We start from the raw sequence: 24,413 nt of genomic DNA on the forward strand, positions 1-24,413 counted from the left end.
GTATACGCGTTCTCTAAACGAACAGACAGGCCTATGTAGTTACGATTTCAAACCGAAGGCCGAGGCTCTTTAGCAAAGTATAAATCTGGCGTTTCCAAGAAAAACACTTTACGTATGATTACGATTTCTAACATGTGTAGCCGCAAAAAAATAGTGGTTTCTGCAGCCGTTACTTTTACTTATCAAGCGCTGAAAAATGGTTTTATACTTTTACATGACTCGAAAGTATAAAATTGCCAAGATGCGGTGCCGGCTTAAAAGCTTTTAACTTAAAGTAATTTACTTCTTTGCCAGCTTTAAGATCATTTTCGCCAGCTCCTGCGTCAGCGCCTCCCTGGAGAAGCGGGAGTGATTGATGTATGGCAAATCAAGGTTCGGGTTGATCTTCCAAGCTTTGCTCCACTGGTTCATGTGGTCCAGCATCAGGTCATAGGCGGTGTAGTGGAAGAGCCGTCCTGCGCCACACTCGTCTATAATGCGGTCCATGTCCGAATGCACGGGGCCAAGCGCGATAATAGGTTTGTTGGAAGCCAAATACTCAAACAGTTTGCCCGGCACATTGGCATAAACGTTCTCCACATCAGCAATCGCCAGGAAAAGCACGGTGCTTTCCATCATATACTTAATCGACTCCTGGTGTGGCACATGAGGTATAAACTCCGTGATGCCTAACACGCCCGCTTTCTCGATCCGTTTTTTGAGGCCCTCTGATACCTTGCCAACAAACCGCAGCTTATAATTTATCTCGTTGTGCACAGACAGCAGGTGGGCCAGCACTTTCAGGAAAACATCTATGTTGTACTGCTCCGTAATAGTGCCTGTGTACGTTATCAGCAGCTCATTTTTAGGCGGTTTGCTCTCGTACACAAAATCAGCCCCGTCGTAACCATTTGGGATAACATGGATTTTCCGGGCATCTATACTTGCCGGCTTGTTTAGGAACAGGCGCTTGGTGTCTTCGCTGGTCACCACAACGGCGTCGGCCTGCTCCAGCACCTGGCGCTCATACTTTTCGTCCAGGCGTTTGGCCATGGGCGTGTGCAGCAGCTGGTCGTAGTAGTGAATATTGGTCCAGGGGTCGCGCAAATCCGCAATCCAGGGCAGGTTATACTTCTTTTTTAACTTTAAGCCGATAAGTTGTGTAGAGTGCGGCGGGCTGGTCGTGACGATGGCTTTATACTTGCCGCTTTGCAACAGTTCATCGGCCTTGCGCAATGCGTGTTTGTTCCAGCCTACGCGTGCATCAGGTATAAACAGGTTGCCCCGCACAAACTTAAAAACCTTGTCTACCAGCGTATCTTTTGATTGCTGGTTTGCAAAACCGGAATACGGGATCTCTTTTTTACCAGAGAGTTTCTTATAATACTCAAACGGCTCTGAGGTGGCTGTGCGGTATACTTGCAGCCCTGCCGGAACTTCCTGCGTAAAGGTTTCGTCCAGTAGCGGGTAGGAGGCCTGCTTTTCATCTACGGTAAGCACGGTGGGGCAAACCCCGAACTGTGGCAGGTATTTACAGAACTTGAGGCCACGCTGCACACCCGGGCCACCGGAAGGCGGCCAGTAGTATGAAATATAAAGTATGTCGGTTAAATCAGTTTCTTTCAAAGCGATTCGGAATAAGCATTCTTTTTCAAATATAGGGAATAAAACATTCCGATAATGGCTTTACGCGCCAATAAGGCTGCTGTTGTATTTGGAACTATACCCGTTCGGCTATATGTCGTAGATTTGAGTAGCAAGTATTGTTGATATTCCTTATTTTTGTAGGTAAATCCAGAAAAGAACATGTTCGATAATTTAAGTAACAAGTTAGACCGTGCCTTTAAAACGCTGAAAGGCCAGGGTAACATTACCGAAATCAACGTGGCGACAACCATTAAAGAGGTGCGCCGCGCCTTGGTGGATGCCGACGTAAACTATAAAGTTGCCAAAACTGTCACCGATAACATCAAGGAGAAGGCTTTAGGGCGTGATGTACTGATTGCTGTGTCTCCGGGCCAGCTGATGGTGAAGATCATGCACGAGGAGCTGACCGAACTGATGGGTGGTGAGAAGCAGGACATTAACCTGAAAGGCGACCCTGCTATTATCCTGATCTCCGGACTTCAGGGTTCCGGTAAGACAACTTTTACTGGTAAACTGGCCAGCCATATTAAAAAGCAAGGGCGTTCTGTTATGGTGGCTGCCTGCGACGTGTACCGTCCGGCGGCTATTAACCAGCTGCAGGTATTAGCCGAGCAGGTTGGTGTAGAGGCTTATACCGAGTTGGATAACAAAAACCCGGTGCAAATTGCCCTCAACGCGATTGAGCACGCCAAGAGAACGCATAAAAAAGTAGTCATCATTGACACCGCCGGTCGTTTGGCTGTGGATGAGGCGATGATGAATGAGATTGCTGAGATCAAGAAGGCTATAAACCCAACTGAAACGCTTTTTGTGGTTGATTCCATGACAGGCCAGGATGCGGTGAACACGGCAAAGACCTTCAACGAGCGCATTAACTTCGACGGCGTAGTGCTGACCAAGTTGGATGGTGACTCGCGTGGTGGTGCAGCCCTTTCTATCCGTGCGGTAGTGGAGAAGCCGATCAAGTTTATCTCTACCGGTGAGAAAATGGAAGCGCTGGATCTGTTCTACCCGGATCGTATGGCGCAGCGTATTCTGGGCATGGGCGACGTGATTTCCCTGGTGGAGCGCGCGCAGCAGGCTTTTGACGAGGACGAGGCCAAGCGTATCAACAAGAAGATCCGCAAAAACCAGTTTAACTTCGATGACTTCCTCACGCAGCTGGAGCAAATCAAGAAAATGGGTGATATCAAAGACCTGGTAGGTATGATACCGGGTGTTGGCAAAGCCCTGAAGGATGTGGAGATTGATGAGAACGCCTTCAAGCCAATTGAGGCCATCATCAAATCGATGACACCGCAGGAGCGTGAAAACCCTGACATGATCAGCGGCAGCCGCCGTGCCCGTATTGCCAAAGGCAGTGGTACTGATGTAACGCAGGTTAACAACCTGATGAAACAGTTTAACGACATGCGCAAAATGATGCGCTCTATGAACAAGATGTCGGGTAAGCGCGGTGGCCTTGGCAACCTGGCCAACATGATGAAGCAGCGTTAGTCCTAGACTAAAACATAGATCTCGCTCAGTTTAATAAAAACCGGGCTCCTAAAAAGCCGCTGGTTATACTTTTAAAGTATTGCCAGCGGCTTTTTATACTTTGCTGCTAAAGTTAAAGTATACCTTAACTCTCTGATTCTCTAACTCTCTAACTTAATAGGCTTGCTTGTCCTCCTTCTGCTGCCACAGTTCAAATGCCTTAATGGCTTCTTGCGGCAGTAGCTGTTCCATCGGGATGTGCCGCTGCGCTACGGGCTTCTCTAGCTCCTCATAGATAAAGGAATCGTCGAAACCAATGCGGGCCGCCTCCTGGTGCGGGTTTCCGTAGTATACTTTCTTGAGCCTCGCCCAGTAAATCGCGCCCAGACACATAGGGCAGGGCTCGGAGCTGGCGTATATGTCGCAGTCGGAGAGGTCGTGGGTGCCAAGCGTTTTAGAAGCAGAGCGGATAGCCTCTACCTCGGCGTGTGCCGTCGGGTCATGGGTGTGCAGCACTTTGTTGTAGCCTCTGGCAATTACAACTCCATTGCGTACAATCACCGCCCCGAAAGGCCCGCCATAGCCTTCCAGCATTTTCACATTCGAAAGGCTGATTGCCTCCCGCATATACTCTTGGTGGCGTGCTTTGTCGTTTTCCATTTTTTGTTACAGGATTGTTGTGCAAACTCCTCGTTTTGCGTAAGTTATACTTATGTAGACCAATATGCCTGATCCATGTTATCAACACTGATTTTATTTCTGACTCTTACTGTAAACGCACCTGCAAAGTTGGATGCAGTTTCGCCTGCCTCTGTGCAGCAATCGGATACAGTAAGCATGCTTGCTAAGACCTGGGTGCTGCGCGAGCAGTTTCACGCACACAATAGTGAGAAAGAGCCCGTGCGGCCACACGAAAAAGTGGAACTGACCTTTCGGGAAAATGGCACCTATACTTTAAACCGGCATTACGGTGTTGCTGGTGCAGGAAGTATAGAAGAGGGAAAGTGGGAGTTGAAGGCTCCTGAAAGGTACATTAGTCTGCAGACAAGGCAGGTGGACGGCGGATCCATACTTAGCACCATGATGTATAGATGGGAGATAATAGAGGTGGCTGATGACAAATTGGTATTAAGGCAGTTTAGCCCAAGTAGCCTATACTTGATTTAAGAGTCAAAAAATAAATAGCTTATACTTCACTTGTGCGGTGTTAATGCATACTCGAAGTATAAGCTATTGCAATTGGAGCCCCTGAGAGGCAATGAGGTTGGGTGATAGTGGTTATTAAATATACTTATATTTATTTTATATTTAACTATTCCTTTTGATGTACTTACGAGGCGTTAGCAGTTAAGTTATAATAATTTAAATGTAAATGAGATTGGACGCTTAAATGGTCCAAGAGAAGATCACGCTTATACCTAGTGAGGTTCATTTAGGCTAAACATATCTTAAAGGCAGATGCACCGTAGGTAAATGGTGTAGAACCAATAGAGCAAAGAAAACATGAAAAGCATATTTCAAATATTGTCGGCTATACTTATCAGTGTTGCATTATTAGCCAGTGGTTGTTCTGCAACTAAAGAACAGCAAATGGAAGATGATCTGGCAGACTTCAGGTCGTGGGTGAGCAATGCCACCTCTAATGTGGCTGATAGAACAGAGGAAGACTGGAAACGTGCCCGTGAGGACTTCAATATGCGCACACAGGAGCTGGACCAAAAGGAAGATCAGTTTACCGATGAGCTAAAACAAGATTATCAGAGCCTTAAGAGAGAGTTTCAGGAGGCTGATGAGGAATACCAGAAAAACATGGAGGAGCCAGGTATAGCTGAATGGGAACGGGGACTGTTAGACCGATGGGCCGATTTTGCTACCATCAACGAGAATACCGTACGGGATGCTTACATTACTTTTATGGAAAACGTACGTGCCAAGAAAAGTAACTGGGATAACCAGGATTGGGAAATGGCAAAGCGGGTGTTAGAAGAACTTAACGAGCGGAAGGATCAGATAGAAGGTAATATCCCAACCGAAACAGAGGTTAAAATTAAAGCGCTTCAGATGGAGTTTCGCACGTTAGAAACCGCTGCTGATATTTAGGCCAACCCTTACACAATTATCCGGCCCTCACGAGCATCACCGTAAAGTATGGCTTTGCCTAAATTGTGCCTGTAGCCTGATAACCATGTCAATATAGCATCTACCTGATGCCAGTTTTGAGGCTCCTGTGCCAATTTATACTTAACCAGTCCCTTTAGCGCATCTGTGTATTCAGGTATCGCTATTGGGTATTTTTTATAACCCTGCAGGTGCGGCAGCAAGAGTCTGTTAGCCTGCGTTGGATAAGTTTCCAGCATGGCGATACCTTGAGCGGCTAGCTGCGTGCGTAGTTTCATAGCCCGTGCCGTAAGCCCCCCGATAAACATCGGTGACATAGCATTTACTTCCCGGTCTGCCTGCCTGTAAAAGAAATCCGCTTCGGCGTGAGGAGCCTCCGTGCTGTAAACTTTTGGCAGGGTAAGCGGAGCATCCATGTATAGGACTTTCGGGTTTAACTCAGCCACTAACTTTTGTAGCCACACGTCAGCATCCAGATTTTTTCCGCACTGCATCAGGTGCAGCTCGTTGTCTACTACCATGGCTGCTGCTGTGGTGCCGGCTAGCTTCGCCCCATAATCCACTCCCAAATGATTGTCTTGCATACCTTACACGCTTAGTTTTTTCTGCCTCCGCATCTCATCTTATACTGCCTCCTATACTACAGAGGTTTTGCCTACTAATTTAAGGCTGAAGTACCTCAGAGCTTTACACCTGCTAACCGGATTCCAGGCATGACTGCTGTGTTAATAAAACGGGTGTGAAGGATAGTTTGAAGTATAGGTTTTAATTAAAGTTAGGAGTTTAAAGCCTTTGATTGATAGTTTGTTATGGGTTTTTATGAAGTTGATTCACATTATTGATTTTAAAAAGAATTGCAAAGGAGATGCAGCACTAGGAAAGTGGGGATTTCAGGCTGAGGAACCTTAGAGAGGGTGATGCTAGGGGTAAGGCAGGTGCGCAAGAGCAGTAAGATAAAAATTACCCCACAAGAGCTTCTTTTTGCGCCTGCACAATGCGTTTATGGTGGATAAAATGATCTTGTATAAAGGCGAGGGTTTGGCTAATGGTTAAGTAACCTGCCATAGGATGCTTAAAAACGCCCTTCTCCAGAAGTTGCTGCGGAAAACTTGTCAGCTCGTCTTCAAGCTCAAACCGCACCTGGTCCCACTGCTGCCTTAGCTCGGGCAGGTGGCATGATGCCGGTACGTCGGCCACCACAGCTGGGGCTTTATACTTGCGGCCCGACTGCAGAGCCAGCTTCATCAGGAATGCTCGAATAGCCTGCGCAAAACCATTGTCCTTAAGTTCGTCCTGCTGCTGCAGCTTATAGCGGATATTAGCCAGTGCGGCATCTTCCACCAAAACCAGATGGGCTATATGCTGGTTTATACTCCATTTTCCGGCAGCGGGAGCTGTGTTTAGCTGATCATCGTCCAGGCCGGCTAGCTCATCTAACAGACGGTTTCGCGAGTCTTCCAGGCGCAGGTATCTATCTTCCAGTTTAGGATCCATAAGCATGTTCAGGCTGTAAGCGTTAGTTGGCATAGGCTTATACTTCAAAAACAGATGCTAAAGCTACAGAAGTTTAGCATATATGCAATATCTAAAGACTACTATTTAATATATAAACGCTTGATGCTGTGCTGGATGTATGTGGCGTGGCTATGAATTATCGCTTGATTATTATAAATAACTGTTTGCGTGTACGCCTTTTGTGCCGTAATTGCAGTTACAACCTATACGTACGCATGAAGAATGACCCCATAGGCGTAGCCCTGCAGGATTACCTGGCAGGCACCGAAGACGCGGAAATAATTGTAGAGAGTAACCTGGCCGAAGATGATGTGATTCCGGTGCAGTATCTGTTCCGAAAAGAGGAGGAAATGCCAGAAATGGAGCTGCTGGCGCTTGAAAACTGTCGGGGCCAGGTGCTGGATGTAGGTGCGGGGTCCGGGTGCCATGCGCTGGCGCTGCAGCGGCAAAAAATAAGCGTTACAGCCCTGGATAAGTCTGCCGGAGCTGTAGAAGCGATGCAACGGCAGGGGGTGGAGCATGTGCTGCACAAGGATTTATTTGATATCCAAGGCGCGAAATACGATACCCTGCTGATGCTGATGAACGGTATCGGCATTGCAGGAACCTTGGCAGGCCTGGAGCGTTTTCTGGAGCATGCAAAACAACTGCTGAAGTCCGGAGGGCAGATTCTGCTTGAGTCGTCGGATATTTTATACATGTTTGAGGAAGAAGACGGGTCTGTAACGCTGGACCTGAATGCCGGTTATTACGGTGAGGTGAAGTATAATATGAAGTATAAAGACCAGGAAAGCGGCTGGTTTAACTGGCTGTTTATCGACCCAGCTATTTTAGAGGACTATGCTACTGAGCACGGCTATACTTTTGTAATGCTGCAGCAGGGCGATGCAGGCAATTACCTGGCAAAGCTGTCACTGCCTTAGGTTACCTAAATTTTCTTAGTTTTAAGTGAACCAACGCCTATCCCAATGACCATCAAGAGCTACCCTTTTGTGCCTTATATGCCCGTTTCGTATTCAGAGGAAGAGATGGAGGAGCAGGCGCGGCAGTTCTATACTTTCATGGATCGCCGACGGTCTGTCCGGCAGTTTTCGCATAAACCTGTATCACGCGAGATAATCGAAAACGTCCTGCTAACGGCTTCAACTGCGCCATCCGGAGCTCATAAACAACCCTGGACATTCTGCGTGGTATCCAATCCTGCGTTGAAAAAACAAATACGTGAGGCTGCCGAGAAAGAGGAGTATGAGAGTTACCAGCACCGCATGAGCCAGGAATGGCTGGAAGATCTTGCTCCGCTGGGCACCGACTGGCAAAAACCGTTTCTAGAGGTGGCTCCCTGGCTGATTGTAGTATTTAAGAAAGCCTATGAGCGCAAGCCTGACGGAAGCAAGCGCAATAACTACTATGTAAGCGAGTCGGTGGGGCTGGCGTGCGGGTTTCTTATCTCGGCTATCCATCAAGCCGGCCTTGTTACGCTAACCCACACACCCAGCCCCATGAACTTTCTGACAAAGCTGCTGGCGCGGCTTGAAAATGAAAGGCCTTTCCTGTTGCTTCCTGTGGGCTATGCTGCGGATGAAGTACAAGTGCCGGATCTTCAGCGCAAGCCGCTGGAGGAGGTCAGCGAGTGGTATACCTGATCCTAAAAAAGGTATCATACTTGGTTTTGCACCGTACATAGGAGCTCTTTACCTGCCTTGTACAGGAAAAAGCATTTAAGCCTATGAACAAGAAGTTAAAACTGACTTGGAGTCTAACAAAACGCACCTTTTCTGAATTTAGCAGCGACAGGCCTCTGGACTGGGCGGCAATTATCGGGTTTTATACTATCTTCTCTTTGCCTGCCGTGCTCATCATTACGCTCCGGATTGCAGGCGCTGTGTTTGGCGAGGAGGCTGTCCGGGGTGAGCTGGCGAATCAGATTGGCGGCATAATAGGCCGTAACGGAGCGCAGCAGATACAGAACATCATCGAAAACGCCGGCCAATCCGCGGCAACTACTATCGGAACTGTTATAGGCGTGGCAACCATGGTTTTCTCAGCCACCACGGTTTTTGTAGCGCTGCAGGATTCTTTAAATGCTATGTGGGAGGTGCGGGCAAAGCCTGAGCGGGGTTGGCTTAAGTTGGTCATAGACCGTGTTCTTTCGCTGGCTATGGTGGTGAGCCTTGGGTTTCTGCTGCTGGTGTCGCTGTCCGTTGATGTGGTGATGGGGCTGATCAATGAGTTTCTGCGGGAGGAGTTCTCGGGTATAGCAGTATACTTGATTATGGCTGGCAATGTGGTGGTGTCTATATTTATCAGCATCATCATTTTTGCGACCATTTTTAAAGTGCTGCCCGATGCCAAAATCCGGTGGCCAAACGTTTGGGTAGGTGCCACAGTTACAGCCATACTTTTTGTGCTGGGCAAGTTTATCCTCAACATCTACTTCCAGCACGACCCACTGGCAGATACGTATGGTGCAGCAGGGTCTTTAGTCCTGATTCTAGTGTGGGTTTATTATACATCGGTAATTTTCTTACTGGGGGCGGAGTTCACGCAAGTCTACTCACGTGAGCACGATCGCGGCATACGGCCCCAGGATAACGCCGTGAAGGTAGAGACGCAGAAGATAGAGAAAGAGGGATAACAGCTTACTTAAAAGGGCGGCCCCGGTACTGTTACAGTACCGGGGCCGCCCTTTTAAGTAAAGTTTCTTGAAGCCTATCTTACAAATCTCATTTCAGCTTGTACATCGTTTCCACCGGTAAAAACTGCGATTAACCTTGGGTCGATACCTAAAATTTCTCCAATCAGGTTGATGTTGCTAGGATTTATACTTGTGGTAAGGTCCAGGTTATCAGGAGTAAAGGTTTTAATATCCAACTCGCCTAAGGATTCCACTGTAATCGCTGACTCATCGCTGTTAAATTCCCAAGTGCCTTCAAAATTCTGCTCCTGCCCATTAGCCTCAAAAATAGCATTGTAGGTGTTGTCTTCCTTAAAAGTGAGGCGAAGCGTCTGAAAAGTATTGGCATTAGCACCAATTCCGGGTATGTTCGCTACATCAATGCTATTGAGCAGCACCTTATCGCCCTTCCATTCTCCAGAAGTGATTATCTCTGTGTTGGTAGGCTCTGGTGGCGTATCATCATCGTCATCATCACAAGAAACCAAAAAGGTAAAGGAGAATAATAAGGCCAGGTAGAGTAAAAAGTTCTTTGAGTGCATAATATTAATTTATCTTAAGCCATATAGCGGTTTTAGTATACAACATATAGCGTAGGAATTCCGAAATAGTTAGGCCAAACCAAGTATAAATTTCTTTAGCTGCGATGGGCTACATGATATTTACTTCAGGGTTTAACTTAATCCCGAATTTGTCCTCAACGGATGCGATCACTTCGAAGGCAAGCTTGCGGATATCGTCACCTTTGGCACCTCCATAATTTACCAGCACCAAGGCCTGGTTTTTATGTACGCCATAGTTATTGATTACTTTACCTTTCCAGCCGCATTGCTCTATAAGCCAGCCTGCTGGCACTTTAACGGTGGTTTCAGAAACAGGGTAGGAGGGCATGGCTGGATACTGTAGCTGTAACTCCTCAAACTGAGCTAAAGGGATTTCTGGATTCTTGAAAAAGCTACCGGCATTGCCTATTTGCCTTGGGTCTGGCAGCTTGCTTTGGCGTATGTGGCATACCGCGGCGCTTATGTGCTGAATACTCGGCTCCTGCACCTGCATTTCTTCCAGCGTGGTTTTTATAGCCCCGTACGAGGTGTTAAAGCGGTGCTTTTTGTGCAATTTAAAAACTACATGCGTTACAATGTACTGCCCCTTGAGCTCATTCTTAAACACGCTCTCTCTGTAGCCAAAGCGGCAAGCCTCATTATCAAACACCCGCACCTGACCTGTCTCCATGTTTACCGCCTCCAGCTCCTGAAACACATCTTTCAACTCCACGCCGTACGCACCGATATTCTGCAGTGGCGCGGCGCCCACTGTGCCAGGTATCAAAGACAGGTTTTCTACACCGCCCAGGTTCACGTCTAGAGTATGTAGCACAAACTCATGCCATACTTCACCGCCGCCTGCTTTCAGGTATACATACTCTTCATCTTCAGCTACTTTCTCAATTCCTTTAATGCCGTTCTGCAGCACTACGCCATCAAAATCCTTAGTGAAGAGCAGGTTGCTGCCGCCGCCAAGTATAAGTTTTGGCTTTTGCTGCAGCTCCGGCATCTGAAGTAGCTCCTGCAGCTCCTGCACAGAATCGAACCGCGCGAAAAGCTTTGCTTTCACATCAATGCCGAAAGTGTTGAAAGGTTTTAAAGAAAAGTCGGTCTGAAGTTGCATAAGCGGTAAATTTTAAAGCAAAGATAAGGGTTTTGCATTAGTGGTCTCTACATTCTGATAAGCAGCATGTAGCCGTTGCGCCTAAATAAGCAACGAATGGTTAGGTAGTAGCCTGAAATCTGATGAGCCTGTTTAAAGTTTATTAATACTACACTGCCTGCCCTTGCTGCGTGTTTTCACCAGCAAGATTAACAGCATCTGCATTTTAATTGTTAGTGAAAAGCACCAACAATGGCGGGTGTAGGCCTTACAACCAAAATCTCTAAAATAGCTTCGATTTATACTTCAAAAGAATATTTGGCATATAATTACGTAAAGTTATTGTTGTGTTTTGTAAAGTGTTTTATATATTTAATGGCTGATATTCATGAACTTAAAACTGCCTGAACTATGATAAAACGAGTTAAAACTTTTTTGCTGCTGCTTATGCTGCCGCTGCTCTGTTCCTGCCCCGGCAGCGTGGATCCTTTACCAGATTCGGCGTATTCGCCAATTTTGATGAGCCGCCAACAGTTGGAGGCATCAATACTTAAAACAGAGCCCCGTACCATTTCTAATGCTGGCAAAATCTACCTCTACGGCAACCATATACTTGTAAACGAACAGTACAAGGGTGTGCACATCATTGATAATCAAAACCCGAAAGCGCCAGTGAACGTGGCGTTTATACAAGTGCCGGGGTGCATAGATATGGCTGTGAAAGACAATATACTATACGTTGACAATGCCGTTGACCTTGTGGCCATTAACTTGGGTGAGCTTAACGATATAAAAGTTGCCAAGCGGGTGCGTAATGCGCTGCCTGCCTTGTTGCCGCCAGATAATTTTACAGTCGGCTATAGTATGGCTGGCGCTCCTGAAGATGCCGTAATTGTGGGTTGGGAACTTAAAAAGCCGGAATAACATGAAAAAAAGTATACTTTCTGCCGCTCTGGCCATGCTGGGTTGCCTGGCTTTAATCTCCTGTTCCAGCGATAACGCTGCCTCTCCTTCAGTTGATGGCGTGTCCGGCAAGGGCGGTTCTATGGCTAGGTTCGCCATCAGTGGAGACTATCTTTATACCGTAGACCACTCCAACCTGAACTTATTTGATGTCAGCAAGCCGGAAGACCCGCAACAAGGCCAGCAAATTTCAGTTGGGTTCGGCATCGAGACCATATTTCCTTTTGAGGACAAGCTGTTTATCGGCTCTCAGACAGGCATGCATATTTATAGCATCCAAAATCCGGCTTTTCCCAAGTATATATCGCAGTATCAGCACGTCGTAAGCTGCGACCCTGTGGTGACGGACGGGCGATATGCCTATGTAACCTTAAGCACCGGCACCGCCTGCAGGTTTGCCATAAACGAGTTGCAGGTAATAGACCTGCAAAACATCATTGCGCCAGAACTCCTGAAACAGTACAGTATGACTAACCCAAAAGGTTTAGGCATAGCCAACAACAAGCTTTTTGTCTGCGATGAAGGCTTAAAAGTATACGACGCCACAGATGTGACCAACCTGGAGTTGGAACAGCACTTTCAGATTAACGCTTTTGATGTGATACCAGATGAAAACAGGTTGCTGGTTATTGGCAGCGACGGCCTGTATCAGTACCAGTTTGAGCAGGATAAACTGGAGCTGCTAAGCACTATTCTTATTAAACCGGCTATTTAATTCTTTATCGCTTACTATATGATAATCAGAATTGTAGCTTGCTCTATGCTTTTATTGTTCCCGTGGCTGTCGCCGTGCCAGGCGCAGGTTGCAGAGCCTGCTCCTGAAAAGACTATCAGTATAAAGTTTAGTCCTCAGCATTTACTTATAAACGGTTTGCATCTGTATATCGAGCGTATTCCGAAGCAGGGCAGCAGGCATGGGTTGGTATTATCACCACGGTTTTACTCGGGCAAAACCAACACGGTGGATATCTTGGCAGGGCGAGGTTGGGAAGATGAACATGCCAAAGTATTTGGGTACGGAGCCGAGGTGCAGCATAGAATTTACATAAACAACTCCGCTAGTTTGCACCACCGCAAAGTTTACCTCGCTTACGGAGTGAATTACCATCACTATAATGTCGAGTTTGAGAGAAATGGTTGGCTGCAGGAAAAGGATCAGGAGGGGCTTGAGGTGTATAAATACCGCTTGCGCCCTTTTAACGAGAAAATCAACCAACTAGGAGGGGTAGCTATGCTTGGGCTTCAGACGTCTTCTTTAGACGGTCATCTGTTGTTTGATTTTTACTCAGGTGCAGGTATAAAAAACAGCTCCGTTGATACCAATTACCTGTATACCCGTTACGAGCGGAACGCCATGGATTTTGGCTATTCCGGGCTTTATTTTATAGGTGGTTTTGCACTTGGGGTAGCTTTCTAAGCCATACTTGGTAGCCCAGCCACAAAGTATAAATTAAGCTTTGCCGCACCCTATTCGGAAAGGGTTTCTCAATCTGCTATCTTTGCACTTTGATAAAGTATAAATTATGGCGAAGAAGACTCAGAACGAGAATTTTAATATAGTGGCTACAACCCTGTTTGGCCTGGAGGAGGTGCTGGCAGAGGAGTTGCGCGAACTGGATATGGAGTTTGTAAAAGTAGGCAACCGTGTTGTAACCTGCTCAGGCAATCTGCGCCAACTTTATGAGGCAAACCTGTGGTGCCGCACCGCCATCCGTATTCTTAAGCCTATCCGCCAGTTTAAGGCTCTCGATGAGAAAAGCCTTTATGAGCAGGTGCAGAAAACGAATTGGGCCGAAATCATGGACTTGGGAATGACTTTCGCCATTGATGCAGTGGTTAGCCATTCTACCTTTGAGCACTCACTTTATGTTTCTCAGTTAACAAAGGATGCCATTGTAGACCAGTTTCGGGCAAAGACCGGAGAAAGACCTTCTGTAGACCGTGTGAGGCCGGATATACGCCTAAACCTGCACATGCACGACAATCTAGTGACGCTCTCGCTCGACTCTTCCGGCGACTCGCTGCACCGCCGTGGGTACCGCCTGCAGACAAACGTGGCCCCGCTTAACGAAGTTCTGGCTGCTGGTATCATCGGCCTGTCAGGCTGGGATAAAAAATCTCCTCTTGTAGACCCAATGTGCGGCTCAGGCACCTTTCTGATTGAGGCTGCGCTAATGGCGCAGAACATGGCTCCAGGGCTATTCCGCCGCGACCCATACGGGTTTGAGAAATGGAAAGACTACAATGAGCAGATTTTTAAAATGGTTTGGGATGTAGCCGAGGCAAAAGGTAAAACTACTGCCCAGGCGCAGATAATCGGGTACGATCTGGATGCAGACTATGTGGAGGCAGCTCGCAATAACATAGAAAACGCTGGACTGGAGAATATCATAGAAGTACAGAAAGCAGACTTCTTTGAAACAAACGCACCGCAAGCTCCGGGTGTAGTGGTGATGAACCCGCCTTACAACGAGCGTATTCAGTCAGATGATATTTACGAGCTTTACAAGAAGATAGGGGATACCTTGAAGAATAATTACCAGGGCTATGATGCCTTTGTATTTACGGGTAACCTGGATGCGGCTAAAAATGTTGGCCTGCGCACTTCGCGCCGTGTGCCACTTTTTAACGGATCCATAGAATGCCGCCTGCTAAAGTATGAACTTTATCGTGGCTCTAGAAAAGGAGGGGGTGAGGCAGAATAATCGTATTTAAATAAAAACAGAAAGAGCACCTTAACTAGGTGCTCTTTCTGTTTAAGTTATATTTTAATTAAGCCTTCTTCTTTGGCGCAGCTTTTTTGGCTGCCGGTTTCTTGGCTGCCGATTTTTTAGTAGCAGCTTTAGCCTTTGTCTTAGATGCCGTTTTTTTCTCTGCGGCTGGCTTGTCGGCATCAGCTTTTTTCTTGAAACCTCCGCGTCCTTTTTTCTCCGGAGTTGCTTCTGCCAAGGCAATGCATTCCTCCAGCGTCAGCTCGCTTGGCTCCTTATCCTTCGGAATTTTCACGTTCTTTTTACCCGCTACTATGTAGGGGCCGTAGCGTCCGTTCAGCACCTGTATGTCAGGGTTCTCCGGAAATGATTTGATCAGCTTCTCTGCATCTGCTTTGCGCTTTGCCTGAATCAGATCTACGGCTTCTTCCGCTGTAACCTTCATCGGGTCCAATGTTTTGGGCAGAGAGTAAAACTTGCTGTCGTGGCGTATGTATGGGCCGAAACGGCCGATTGCCGCTGTCATATCCTTGTCTTCAAATGTGCCTACAATGCGCGGCAGCTTAAATAAATCGAGAGCATCCTCTAATGAAAGGTTCTCGATAAACTGACCTTTGCGCAGGCTGGCATATACAGGCTTTTCGCCAGTTTCTTCATTTTCCTCGCCAAGCTGCACATAAGGGCCAAACCGACCAAGCTTAGCCATGATGGTTTTGCCAGTTGCCGGGTCTGCGCCTAGTTCTCGTGCCCCAGACACATCGGCTCTGGAAATGCTCTCACTCGACTCAATGCGCTTATGGAATTTCTGATAGAACTCATCCAGCATGTTTTCCCACTCTTTGTGGCCCTGCGCAATTTCATCAAACTCCGCCTCCACACGAGCCGTGAAAGAGTAGTCGATTACGTTCGGGAAGTGCTCTACCAGAAAGTCATTCACTACCATAGCCGTGTCTGTTGGGAACAGCTTGGCTTTTTCAGCACCAGTTATCTCCGTCTTGGTTTGAGTGGTTATTTCACTGCCTTTTAGCGTGAGAAGCTGGTAGTTGCGCTCTTTTCCCTCACGGGTATCTTTCTCTACGTACCCGCGCTTTTGGATGGTAGAAATGGTAGGAGCGTAGGTAGAAGGACGGCCAATACCCATTTCCTCCAGCTTTTTTACCAAGCTAGCTTCTGTGTAGCGGGCGGCAGGGCGGCTGTACCGCTGTGTGGCCAGCATTTGGCGCAAATCTATATTTTGGCCGATGCTAAGAGGCGGCAGCATGCCTTTAACGTCCTCATCCGCACCTTCCTCTTCATCGTCTTTCGATTCAATGTATACTTTCAGGAAGCCTTCAAACTTGATTACCTCGCCGGTGGCCTGCAGTTTCTGGTCAGGTTGGGAAGAGATACCAATGGTAACAGTTGTTTTTTCTATCTCGGCATCGGCCATTTGTGAGGCGATGGCACGTTTCCAGATCAGCTCGTACAGGCGCTGCTCGTTTCGGTCAGAGCTGCCAACCATTTGCGAGAAATTAGTCGGTCTGATGGCTTCGTGGGCTTCCTGTGCAGAGGCGGACTTTGTTTTGAATCGACGCGTTTTAACAAACTTCTCCCCAAAAGAGCTTTGGATCTCATTAGTTGCACCTTGTATAGCTTCATCCGAAAGGTTAAGGGAATCAGTACGCATGTAAGATATCTTACCTGATTCGTACAGACGCTGCGCAATCGTCATGGTCTGTGCCACCGAGAAGTATAACTTGCGGCTTGCTTCCTGCTGCAGGGTAGATGTTGTGAAGGGCGGCGCTGGGCTACGCTTCAGAGGCTTCTTCTCGAGGTTCTCTATAGTATAGGTGGCCCCAATACAGTTTTGCAGAAATGCTTGCGCCTCTTCCTCGGTCTTAAATTTCTGAGGAAGCTCGGCCTCAAGTGTGCGTCCCTGTACGTCAAACGATGCTGTGATGCGGAAAGTAGCTTCAGCTTTAAAGCGGTCAATCTCCCGTTCACGCTCTACCACCAGGCGTACCGCCACCGACTGCACGCGCCCTGCCGATAGGCCGGTCTTGATCTTTTTCCAAAGCACCGGCGATAATTCGAAGCCTACCAAACGGTCCAGTATTCTGCGTGCCTGCTGCGCATTTACAAGGTCCATGTCAATGCCGCGCGGAGTACTGATGGCGTTGAGAATGGCATTTTTAGTGATTTCCCTGAAAACGATGCGCCGTGTTTTAGCGTCGTTTAAGTTCAGCGCTTCAGTCAGGTGCCACGATATAGCCTCTCCCTCGCGGTCGTCGTCCGATGCGAGCCATACTGTTTCGGCTTCCTTGGCCAGCTTCCGGAGCTGCGATACTACTTCTTTTTTATCACTGGATATGACGTAGGTAGGCTTAAAGCCGTGCGCTACATCAATGGCATTATTGTCTTTAGGCAAGTCGCGCACATGGCCGAAGCTGGACTTCACCACAAAATCCTTCCCAAGATATCCCTCTATAGTTTTTGCCTTTGCAGGCGACTCTACTATGACTAAGTTTTTTATCATCCTTTATATTTACAGGGCGAACAGGCTTAATTTTGCCCAAAGTTCAAATATTTTTTTTAACAATTACAACCCCATACGTATAAGTGGGGTTTAACTACGTTTTAAATACCCTTTAAGCTTTACCCTAACAGGTGCTATAAACTATACGGTCACTTTTATTTTTATATGCAAAGAATCGTACTCCTCTGCCGCCATGCCGATGCGTATGACCCTTTTCCGCTACAGCCCGACTTTGAGCGGGAGCTAACCCAGGAGGGCCAGCAGCAGGCCCGTAACACCGGAAAATGGCTACGTGAAAAATTTTCAAAATTAGATGCCATTCTGGCTAGCCCGGCTACCCGCGCTAATGCCACGGCCAGAATCGTTGCCAGCAAGGTATACTTTGAGGAGGAGCAAATCAGCTATAATCCTGACATATATATCGCCCGCGAAACGCAACTTATAAAAAGCCTGGGTGAGCTTCCTGATCAGGTAAAAGTGGTGCTGCTGGTGGCGCACAACCCTGGTATAACCCGCCTAGCCCGAGAACTGACCGGAGAGTATAGTTTGGGCTACATGGAGCCTGCTCAGGTAATGGCCGTGGCCTTGGAGCTTGAGCAGTGGCAGGACATACACGCAGCTTCAGGTTGTCTGCTGGATCAGTTTAAAAGGTGATTGTGCCCGCGCAAATACCGTGCTTGCATTTTCAAATTATACTTAAATTCTCTAGTTTAGTGGCATGGCCGGTGCTGTAACCGCCATGATGCACCCTTAACACCAACGTAATGAGGACGAATGTGGTGGCCGTTATCAACCAGAAAGGCGGCACTGGTAAAACAACTACAACCATTAATCTTGGCAGTGCATTAAGCAAACTCGGGAAAAAAGTGCTGCTGCTTGACCTGGACCCGCAAAGTAACCTGTCTTACTCGCTGGCTGTCTCTAACACAGCTGCCACGCTGGCTGAAGTTTTTCAGGGCGAGAAAAGTATAACGGATGTGATGGTGGAGAAAAACGGGCTTTGGGTGGTGCCTGGTTCCAATGAGCTGGTCGATATCGAAATCTCGCTCGTAACGCAGCCTGATCGGGAGAAATTCCTGAAAAGTATACTTGCCCAAGTAAAAGATTTTGATTATATACTTATCGACTGCCCGCCATCTTTGTCTGTGCTGACGCTTAATGCACTAACCGCCGCCCAGGAGGTGCTTATTCCGTTGCAGATGGAAGTGCTAACCCTGCAGGGGCTGGATCAGATCATGAATACGGTGCAAAAAGTAAGAAAGGCATTCAACCCGAAACTTAAAATAAAAGGTATCGTAGTGGTGATGTTTGATGTGCGCCGCAAGCTAAGTATCGAGGTGCTGGAGTATCTGCAGGAGAACGTGCGCGAGAAAATATTCCGAAGCCAGGTGAGGATGAACGTGAAACTGGCAGAAGCACCGTCTTTCGGAAAAAGTGTGCTCGATTACGATGCATCGTCTAACGGAGCCCGTGATTATGCGGCTCTTGCTGAGGAATACCTTGAAGCATAGAAGATATTGCTTCTCTAGATCAGATTATTTTATACTTTTATAGTAAATTGCACTACTTGTAAATCTACAGCAATTGTTGCCAGCGTTTATACTTGCTGGCCAGTGCTGCAAAAGGTTTAGAGATACCCTATTCCAACCAAACTAACTATGGCCTTAGGTAAAAACTTGAAGTTGAGTAAAGAGAAGCTCATCAGTGATGTAGAAGCCAAAGAAGATAAGCAGAGCACTCTTAAAGCAAAAGCTGATAAAAGTGATGCCAGCACAGCCGTTGCTGAGGCTCCTGCTATGAAAGATACGTCTGCCGGACCTGCTAAACCCTCCCCTGATAAACCGGCAGGAGTAAAAAAATTACGCCAAGGCAAACTTCCCAGCAACCCGGATTACATCAGCGACCAACTGAACAGGGTGCTTTACGCTTTGGATGCCTTTAAGAAAGGTGACGTATCGGTGCGCCTGACAAAGCAGAACGATGATATTTTTGCCGATATAGCCGAGGCTTATAACTCGATGGTGGAAATGATCGGTGGTGTAGGTGGCGAGGTGTCGCGCATTTCGAAAGTAGCCGGCGTGGAAGGTAACCTGAAAGCTCGTGCCTCTGCCGAGAACGCTTCCGGTTTCTGGAAGGACATGATCAACAATATCAACGGTCTGGTTGACTCTATTGCGGTTCCGGTTCTTGAGGTAGGCAAAGTACTTAAAAACATATCGCGCGGTAACCTCGGCGAAACGTTCCAGATTCCGGTATCAGGTGACTTTAAGGTGATGGCTGAAACCATCAACCGCACCATCGATAATCTTAACCTTTTTGCGGGTGAGGTAACGCGTGTTGCCCTGGAAGTGGGTACCGAGGGTCGCTTAGGTGGTCAGGCATCCGTGCCGAACGTGGCCGGTGTATGGAAAGACCTGACCGATAACGTAAATACCATGGCCTCCAACCTTACCTCTCAGGTGCGAGACATTGCTAACGTGGCTACCGCAGTGGCAAAAGGTGACCTGACGCAGAAAGTATCGGTGGATGTTAAAGGCGAACTGGGTGAACTGAAGGAGAACATCAATCGCATGGTGGACTCTTTGAACATCTTTGCCGGTGAGGTAACCCGCGTGGCTAGAGAAGTTGGAACTGAAGGCAAATTGGGCGGACAGGCCAAAGTGCCAAACGTAGGCGGTGTTTGGAAGGACCTGACGGACAACGTGAACACGATGGCTAGCAACCTGACTTCCCAAATGCGTGACATCGCCAATGTTTCTACTGCGGTGGCGAAAGGCGACCTGACGCAGAAGATTACCGTGAACGTGCGTGGTGAAATGGCCGAACTGAAGGAGAACATCAATCAAATGGTGGACTCTTTGAACATCTTTGCCGGTGAGGTAACCCGCGTGGCTAGAGAAGTTGGAACTGAAGGTAAATTGGGCGGACAGGCCAATGTGCCAAGAGTAGAGGGTACCTGGAAAGAGTTGACGGACAACGTGAACCTGATGGCAGGTAACCTGACTTCTCAGGTACGAGACATCGCCAATGTGGCTACCGCGGTGGCGAAAGGCGACCTGACCCAGAAGGTGTCCGTGGATGTAAAAGGCGAGCTAGGCGAGCTGAAAGATATCTTGAATGAAATGGTGGACCGACTGAACGTGTTTGGCGCGGAAGTAACGCGTGTGGCTCGTGAAGTGGGTACAGAGGGTGTGCTGGGCGGTCAGGCCAACGTGCCTAACGTAGCTGGCATCTGGAAAGAGCTGACAGATAATGTGAACTCAATGGCCTCTAACCTGACACTGCAGGTGCGGGATATCGCAAACGTAGCAACTGCGGTGGCGAAAGGCGATTTGAGCCAGAAGATTACTGTAAATGTAAAAGGAGAGCTAGCCGACCTGAAGGAGAACCTGAACCAGATGGTGGACTCGCTCAACATCTTTGCTGACGAGGTAACGCGCGTTGCCCGTGAAGTGGGTACGGAGGGTAAGCTGGGCGGTCAGGCCAATGTGCCGAACGTAGGCGGAACTTGGAAAAACCTTACGGACAACGTGAACACGATGGCTAGTAACCTGACTTCTCAGGTTCGCGACATCGCCAACGTATCTACCGCTGTTGCGAAAGGCGATCTGACCCAGAAAGTATCGGTAGATGTGAAAGGGGAGATGGCTGAGCTGAAGGAGAACATCAATCGCATGGTGGACTCGCTTAATATCTTCGCCGGTGAAGTAACCCGTGTGGCCCTGGAAGTGGGTACAGAGGGTCGTCTGGGCGGCCAGGCGAATGTGCCGAACGTGGCCGGTGTTTGGAAAGACCTGACTGATAATGTAAATATAATGGCCTCTAACCTGACAACGCAGGTGCGAGGTATTGCTAAAGTAGCCACAGCGGTGGCAAAAGGCGACTTGAGCCAGAAAATCACGGTGGAGGCCCGCGGCGAGCTTCTCGACCTGAAGGAAAACCTGAACCAGATGGTGGACTCGCTCAACATCTTCGGTGACGAGGTAACGCGCGTGGCCCGTGAAGTGGGTACGGAGGGTAAGCTGGGCGGTCAGGCCAACGTGCCGAACGTAGGCGGAACCTGGAAAGACCTGACAGACAATGTGAACTACATGGCCAGCAACCTGACTTCTCAGGTGCGCGATATCGCTAAAGTAGCTACAGCGGTGGCGAAAGGCGACTTGAGCCAGAAAATCACGGTGGAGGCCCGCGGCGAGCTTCTCGACCTGAAGGAAAACCTGAACCAGATGGTGGACTCGCTTAACATCTTTGCTGACGAAGTAACCCGTGTGGCTAGAGAAGTTGGAACGGAAGGACGTTTAGGTGGTCAGGCCAATGTGCCAAAAGTACGTGGCACCTGGAAAGAGCTGACGGACAATGTGAACACCATGGCCAGCAACCTGACGCTGCAAGTACGGGATATTGCCAAAGTAGCCACAGCAGTAGCGAAAGGTGATCTGACCCAAAAAGTATCGGTGGACGTGAAAGGCGAGCTGAACGAGCTGAAGGAGAACATGAACCGCATGGTGGACTCCCTCAACATCTTCGCCGGCGAGGTAACCCGTGTGGCCCTGGAAGTGGGTACAGAGGGGCGTCTGGGCGGCCAGGCGAATGTTCCGAATGTGGCCGGCGTATGGAAAGATTTGACAGACAATGTAAATACAATGGCCTCTAACCTGACAACGCAGGTGAGAGGTATCGTAAAAGTTGTAACTGCAGTATCAAAAGGTGACCTGACGCAAAAGTTGATGCTGGAGGCGAAAGGAGAAATGGCTGATCTGGCTGATACAATTAATACCATGGTGGTTGACCTGAACCGCTTGGCCGGTGAGGTATCTCGTGTGGCCAGAGTGGCCGGTGTGGAAGGAAAACTGACAGAGCGCGCGACACTGCAAGGTGTGGGCGGTAGCTGGAAAGAATTGGTTGATACGCTTAACGACCTGCTCGAATCCATTGTAACGCCAGTGTTAGATGTATCTCGTGTGGTACGTGCCATCTCTGAGGGTGATTTAACTCAGAAAGTGGAGGCGCAAACAGCCGGTGATATTTTGGACATGGCAAACGCGCTGAACCTTGCCGTTGATAATCTGAATGCTCTTCTTGGCGAAATCAATGATTCTTCTTTGGTAGTAGGTTCTTCTTCTGAAGAAATGGCAGCCAAAGGGTTAGAGATGAACAAGGTGACACTGGATGTGGCCTTGGCTATGCAGCAAATGGCAGAGGGCGCTCAGAACCAGGCACTAAAAACAGATCAGGCCTTCAAGCTGATTGAAGAAATCATGAAAGCGACAAAGGAAACCGCTAACCGAGCTGAGGTAGTGAATAAATCAGCCTTACTAGGTGAGGAAAGCTCTCAGATTGGCCTGAAGACTGTGGCGGAAGTGGTTAAGAACATGGAAGAAATCTCTAGCTCAGCCGCCCTAACTTCCAAAACGATTGAAGTACTTAGCACGCGCTCTCAGGAGATCTCCAAATCACTTGGCGTAATCACGGATATTGCTGCACAGACGAACCTTCTGGCGCTGAATGCTGCCATTGAGGCGGCTCGTGCCGGTGAAGCAGGACGCGGTTTTGCGGTGGTTGCCGAGGAAATTAGAAAACTTGCAGAAGGATCCCGTAAATCAGCCAGTGAGATTGCGACGCTTGTAGACGATGTGAAAAAAGATACAGCCTCTGCCGCAACTGCGATCTCAACCATGGAGGGCCGAGTATTGAAAGGTAAGAATGCCACATTTGAGGCATCTGGGGCTTTCAAAAACATTGCTGCTTCCAGTGGCGAAACGCTTCGTACAGCGCAGGACATATTAACAGCCACGGAAGTGCAGAAAACCACTATTGGAGATGTTGTAAAGTATGTGGAAGAAGTGGTTGCCATTGCCGAGCAAACTGCATCCGGTACGCAGCAGGTGGCAAGTACTGCCAAGCAACTGTCAGGCTCGATGCAGGAATTGACGTCTTCATCTCAGAACCTGAACGACATTGCCGCAGACCTGCAGGTAAGTATATCTGCCTTCAAGCTAATTGACGGCAACCTTGTTTTCAATGAGAAAAAAGGACTGATGACTACTATCCCGTCTAATCAGCGCAAGCAACGCAGCCAGACTGGCAATAAAAGAGTGGCAACAGACTCTCCACGGAAAATGAATGGTGCAGCAGCTAGGCTAGGAGAGGGAAAGAATAAATAATGGTGACCGAAAGTAAAAACTCAAAGCAAGCTGCCACTGCCGAGGGGCAACCTGCAGCGGCTAAGGCACAAGCTGCATCTGATAAAAGGAAAAGCTCTGCCGCAGAAGCAGCAAGCGAGCAGGTAAATTCGGAAATGGTACACCTTATTGTGTTCAGATTAGGCACTGAAGAGTATGCCATCAGAATCGATCAGGTAAAAGAGGTTACCGTTACGCCAAATGTAACCCGTATGCCCCGAACGCCAGATTTTGTGAAAGGCGTGGCAAATATCCGCGGTGATATTATTGCCATTATAGACCTGGAGAAGCGCTTTAACATCAGGCCAAACCCAGAGGTTGAAGGTGCGGCTACAAGTTATACGCTAGTGGTGGAAGCTGAGGAATACAGCATTGGTGTAGATGTGAAGGAGGTGCCGCAGTCACTGAATCTTGCTTTAACTAAAATCGACAAAACTCCTTCTTTTCTGCAGGATGTGAGTGTCAACGAGAATTTCATTGAAGGGATTGCCAAGACAGACAAAAGGCTTATTATCGTGCTGGACATGCACAAAATCCTGACGCAGGATGAGATAAACCAATTGCCAAACTAATCAAACTAGAAACTATACTTTATAAAGTATGAAAAGAATATTAATTGTAGATGACTCTTTCTACATGCGCACGATGCTGAAAAATATGCTTTCGGATGCCGGCTACGAAATTGTAGGGGAGGCTCCGAACGGGCAGACAGCATTGGAACTCGCTAAGGAAACCAAGCCTGACCTGATCACATTAGATGTTATACTTCCCGATAACACGGGGTTAGAAGTTTTAAAAGGAATCAGAGCGGAGCAGCCTGACCAGAAGGTGATTATTGTAAGTGCCGTTGGCCAGGAGGTGATCGTGAATGAGGCAATGGAAAATGGTGCCAAATCATACATTGTGAAGCCTTTTTCAGAGGAGAATGTGCTGGAGGTGGTAAGCAAAGTTCTGGCAGAAGAGTAAATCAGGTAAAAACTAAGTTG

22 protein-coding genes are annotated in these 24,413 nt (G+C 48.0%); 15 read left to right on the plus strand and 7 right to left on the minus strand.

Annotated features, from left to right (window positions below):
- Positions 1 to 279: 279 nt before the first annotated feature.
- Positions 280 to 1,605 (minus strand): glycosyltransferase family 4 protein, encoded by a 1,326-nt coding sequence (locus tag Q1B04_RS13605; protein ID WP_299759629.1) that lies wholly within the window; start codon positions 1,603 to 1,605, stop codon positions 280 to 282.
- 180 nt (positions 1,606 to 1,785) lie between these two features.
- Between Q1B04_RS13605 and ffh the strand changes: the two genes are divergently transcribed.
- On the plus strand, positions 1,786 to 3,123 hold the full coding sequence (gene ffh, locus Q1B04_RS13610) for a signal recognition particle protein (protein WP_299759631.1): 1,338 nt from the start codon (positions 1,786 to 1,788) through the stop codon (positions 3,121 to 3,123).
- 153 nt (positions 3,124 to 3,276) lie between these two features.
- Here ffh and Q1B04_RS13615 read toward each other — a convergent pair whose 3' ends face one another.
- Positions 3,277 to 3,762: a nucleoside deaminase gene (locus tag Q1B04_RS13615; protein WP_299759633.1), complete on the minus strand. Its 486-nt coding sequence runs from the start codon at positions 3,760 to 3,762 to the stop codon at positions 3,277 to 3,279.
- 75 nt (positions 3,763 to 3,837) lie between these two features.
- Here Q1B04_RS13615 and Q1B04_RS13620 point away from each other — a divergent pair, with 75 nt between their 5' ends.
- Both Q1B04_RS13620 and Q1B04_RS13625 read left to right on the plus strand, forming a co-directional pair.
- Positions 3,838 to 4,269 (plus strand): hypothetical protein, encoded by a 432-nt coding sequence (locus Q1B04_RS13620; RefSeq protein ID WP_299759635.1) that lies wholly within the window; start codon positions 3,838 to 3,840, stop codon positions 4,267 to 4,269.
- 336 nt (positions 4,270 to 4,605) lie between these two features.
- A complete protein-coding gene (locus Q1B04_RS13625) occupies positions 4,606 to 5,202 on the plus strand; it encodes a hypothetical protein (RefSeq protein ID WP_299759637.1) in 597 nt (198 codons plus the stop codon).
- Positions 5,203 to 5,210: 8 nt separating this feature from the next.
- Here Q1B04_RS13625 and Q1B04_RS13630 read toward each other — a convergent pair whose 3' ends face one another.
- Together Q1B04_RS13630 and Q1B04_RS13635 are read right to left on the minus strand one after the other, a co-directional pair.
- Positions 5,211 to 5,804, minus strand: a complete 594-nt coding sequence (locus Q1B04_RS13630; RefSeq protein WP_299759639.1) for a DUF429 domain-containing protein — start codon at positions 5,802 to 5,804, stop codon at positions 5,211 to 5,213.
- 376 nt (positions 5,805 to 6,180) lie between these two features.
- On the minus strand, positions 6,181 to 6,747 hold the full coding sequence (locus Q1B04_RS13635; protein WP_299759641.1) for a DinB family protein: 567 nt from the start codon (positions 6,745 to 6,747) through the stop codon (positions 6,181 to 6,183).
- A 203-nt stretch (positions 6,748 to 6,950) separates the two neighbouring features.
- Between Q1B04_RS13635 and Q1B04_RS13640 the strand changes: the two genes are divergently transcribed.
- From Q1B04_RS13640 to Q1B04_RS13650, 3 genes are all read left to right on the plus strand, one after another.
- Complete coding sequence (locus Q1B04_RS13640) at positions 6,951 to 7,658, plus strand: methyltransferase (protein ID WP_299759643.1); 708 nt, start codon at positions 6,951 to 6,953, stop codon at positions 7,656 to 7,658.
- 45 nt (positions 7,659 to 7,703) lie between these two features.
- Positions 7,704 to 8,378, plus strand: a complete 675-nt coding sequence (locus Q1B04_RS13645) for a nitroreductase family protein (RefSeq protein WP_299759645.1) — start codon at positions 7,704 to 7,706, stop codon at positions 8,376 to 8,378.
- A gap of 83 nt (positions 8,379 to 8,461) precedes the next feature.
- On the plus strand, positions 8,462 to 9,370 hold the full coding sequence (locus tag Q1B04_RS13650) for a YihY/virulence factor BrkB family protein (RefSeq protein WP_299759647.1): 909 nt from the start codon (positions 8,462 to 8,464) through the stop codon (positions 9,368 to 9,370).
- Positions 9,371 to 9,444: 74 nt separating this feature from the next.
- Here the strand turns inward: Q1B04_RS13650 and Q1B04_RS13655 are convergent, their stop codons facing one another.
- Both Q1B04_RS13655 and murB read right to left on the minus strand, forming a co-directional pair.
- A complete protein-coding gene (locus Q1B04_RS13655; RefSeq protein ID WP_299759649.1) occupies positions 9,445 to 9,951 on the minus strand; it encodes a DUF5004 domain-containing protein in 507 nt (168 codons plus the stop codon).
- 109 nt (positions 9,952 to 10,060) lie between these two features.
- A complete protein-coding gene (murB, locus tag Q1B04_RS13660; RefSeq protein ID WP_299759651.1) occupies positions 10,061 to 11,077 on the minus strand; it encodes a UDP-N-acetylmuramate dehydrogenase in 1,017 nt (338 codons plus the stop codon).
- A gap of 390 nt (positions 11,078 to 11,467) precedes the next feature.
- Between murB and Q1B04_RS13665 the strand changes: the two genes are divergently transcribed.
- From Q1B04_RS13665 to Q1B04_RS13680, 4 genes are all read left to right on the plus strand, one after another.
- The gene (locus Q1B04_RS13665; protein WP_299759653.1) at positions 11,468 to 11,980 is read left to right on the plus strand and encodes a hypothetical protein; all 513 of its coding nucleotides are present in this window, start codon (positions 11,468 to 11,470) and stop codon (positions 11,978 to 11,980) included.
- Between the two features lies 1 nt (position 11,981).
- On the plus strand, positions 11,982 to 12,734 hold the full coding sequence (locus Q1B04_RS13670; RefSeq protein ID WP_299759655.1) for a hypothetical protein: 753 nt from the start codon (positions 11,982 to 11,984) through the stop codon (positions 12,732 to 12,734).
- Positions 12,735 to 12,752: 18 nt separating this feature from the next.
- Entirely contained in the window at positions 12,753 to 13,436 is a 684-nt protein-coding gene (locus tag Q1B04_RS13675; protein ID WP_299759657.1) for a hypothetical protein, read from the plus strand.
- Positions 13,437 to 13,542: 106 nt separating this feature from the next.
- Entirely contained in the window at positions 13,543 to 14,724 is a 1,182-nt protein-coding gene (locus Q1B04_RS13680; RefSeq protein ID WP_299759659.1) for a THUMP domain-containing protein, read from the plus strand.
- 67 nt (positions 14,725 to 14,791) lie between these two features.
- Here Q1B04_RS13680 and topA read toward each other — a convergent pair whose 3' ends face one another.
- A complete protein-coding gene (gene topA, locus Q1B04_RS13685) occupies positions 14,792 to 17,245 on the minus strand; it encodes a type I DNA topoisomerase (protein ID WP_299759661.1) in 2,454 nt (817 codons plus the stop codon).
- A 165-nt stretch (positions 17,246 to 17,410) separates the two neighbouring features.
- Between topA and Q1B04_RS13690 the strand changes: the two genes are divergently transcribed.
- The 5 genes from Q1B04_RS13690 (at position 17,411) to Q1B04_RS13710 (ending at position 24,393) form a co-directional block, all read left to right on the plus strand.
- Positions 17,411 to 17,899, plus strand: a complete 489-nt coding sequence (locus tag Q1B04_RS13690; RefSeq protein WP_299759663.1) for a histidine phosphatase family protein — start codon at positions 17,411 to 17,413, stop codon at positions 17,897 to 17,899.
- Positions 17,900 to 18,009: 110 nt separating this feature from the next.
- On the plus strand, positions 18,010 to 18,756 hold the full coding sequence (locus tag Q1B04_RS13695) for a ParA family protein (protein ID WP_299759665.1): 747 nt from the start codon (positions 18,010 to 18,012) through the stop codon (positions 18,754 to 18,756).
- A gap of 165 nt (positions 18,757 to 18,921) precedes the next feature.
- Entirely contained in the window at positions 18,922 to 23,409 is a 4,488-nt protein-coding gene (locus Q1B04_RS13700) for a HAMP domain-containing protein (protein ID WP_299759667.1), read from the plus strand.
- Positions 23,409 to 23,999, plus strand: coding sequence for a chemotaxis protein CheW (locus Q1B04_RS13705; RefSeq protein ID WP_299759669.1), 591 nt, complete (start codon positions 23,409 to 23,411; stop codon positions 23,997 to 23,999). The genes Q1B04_RS13700 and Q1B04_RS13705 overlap by 1 nt, the downstream gene beginning before the upstream one ends.
- A gap of 28 nt (positions 24,000 to 24,027) precedes the next feature.
- Complete coding sequence (locus Q1B04_RS13710; RefSeq protein WP_299759671.1) at positions 24,028 to 24,393, plus strand: response regulator; 366 nt, start codon at positions 24,028 to 24,030, stop codon at positions 24,391 to 24,393.
- Positions 24,394 to 24,413 lie beyond the last annotated feature (20 nt).

The sequence above is a fragment of the uncultured Pontibacter sp. genome, from assembly GCF_947495565.1.
Lineage (GTDB): Bacteria > Bacteroidota > Bacteroidia > Cytophagales > Hymenobacteraceae > Pontibacter.

Excerpts from the sequence above, each read along its gene's own strand:
- ffh (WP_299759631.1), top strand. The coding sequence starts at position 1,786 with ATGTTCGATAATTTAAGTAACAAGTTAGACCGTGCCTTTAAAACGCTG.
- Q1B04_RS13615 (WP_299759633.1), bottom strand. The coding sequence starts at position 3,762 with ATGGAAAACGACAAAGCACGCCACCAAGAGTATATGCGGGAGGCAATC.
- Q1B04_RS13620 (WP_299759635.1), top strand. The coding sequence starts at position 3,838 with ATGTTATCAACACTGATTTTATTTCTGACTCTTACTGTAAACGCACCT.
- Q1B04_RS13625 (WP_299759637.1), top strand. The coding sequence starts at position 4,606 with ATGAAAAGCATATTTCAAATATTGTCGGCTATACTTATCAGTGTTGCA.
- Q1B04_RS13630 (WP_299759639.1), bottom strand. The coding sequence starts at position 5,804 with ATGCAAGACAATCATTTGGGAGTGGATTATGGGGCGAAGCTAGCCGGC.
- Q1B04_RS13635 (WP_299759641.1), bottom strand. The coding sequence starts at position 6,747 with ATGCCAACTAACGCTTACAGCCTGAACATGCTTATGGATCCTAAACTG.
- Q1B04_RS13640 (WP_299759643.1), top strand. The coding sequence starts at position 6,951 with ATGAAGAATGACCCCATAGGCGTAGCCCTGCAGGATTACCTGGCAGGC.
- Q1B04_RS13645 (WP_299759645.1), top strand. The coding sequence starts at position 7,704 with ATGACCATCAAGAGCTACCCTTTTGTGCCTTATATGCCCGTTTCGTAT.
- Q1B04_RS13650 (WP_299759647.1), top strand. The coding sequence starts at position 8,462 with ATGAACAAGAAGTTAAAACTGACTTGGAGTCTAACAAAACGCACCTTT.
- Q1B04_RS13655 (WP_299759649.1), bottom strand. The coding sequence starts at position 9,951 with ATGCACTCAAAGAACTTTTTACTCTACCTGGCCTTATTATTCTCCTTT.
- murB (WP_299759651.1), bottom strand. The coding sequence starts at position 11,077 with ATGCAACTTCAGACCGACTTTTCTTTAAAACCTTTCAACACTTTCGGC.
- Q1B04_RS13665 (WP_299759653.1), top strand. The coding sequence starts at position 11,468 with ATGATAAAACGAGTTAAAACTTTTTTGCTGCTGCTTATGCTGCCGCTG.
- Q1B04_RS13670 (WP_299759655.1), top strand. The coding sequence starts at position 11,982 with ATGAAAAAAAGTATACTTTCTGCCGCTCTGGCCATGCTGGGTTGCCTG.
- Q1B04_RS13675 (WP_299759657.1), top strand. The coding sequence starts at position 12,753 with ATGATAATCAGAATTGTAGCTTGCTCTATGCTTTTATTGTTCCCGTGG.
- Q1B04_RS13680 (WP_299759659.1), top strand. The coding sequence starts at position 13,543 with ATGGCGAAGAAGACTCAGAACGAGAATTTTAATATAGTGGCTACAACC.
- topA (WP_299759661.1), bottom strand. The coding sequence starts at position 17,245 with ATGATAAAAAACTTAGTCATAGTAGAGTCGCCTGCAAAGGCAAAAACT.
- Q1B04_RS13690 (WP_299759663.1), top strand. The coding sequence starts at position 17,411 with ATGCAAAGAATCGTACTCCTCTGCCGCCATGCCGATGCGTATGACCCT.
- Q1B04_RS13695 (WP_299759665.1), top strand. The coding sequence starts at position 18,010 with ATGAGGACGAATGTGGTGGCCGTTATCAACCAGAAAGGCGGCACTGGT.
- Q1B04_RS13705 (WP_299759669.1), top strand. The coding sequence starts at position 23,409 with ATGGTGACCGAAAGTAAAAACTCAAAGCAAGCTGCCACTGCCGAGGGG.
- Q1B04_RS13710 (WP_299759671.1), top strand. The coding sequence starts at position 24,028 with ATGAAAAGAATATTAATTGTAGATGACTCTTTCTACATGCGCACGATG.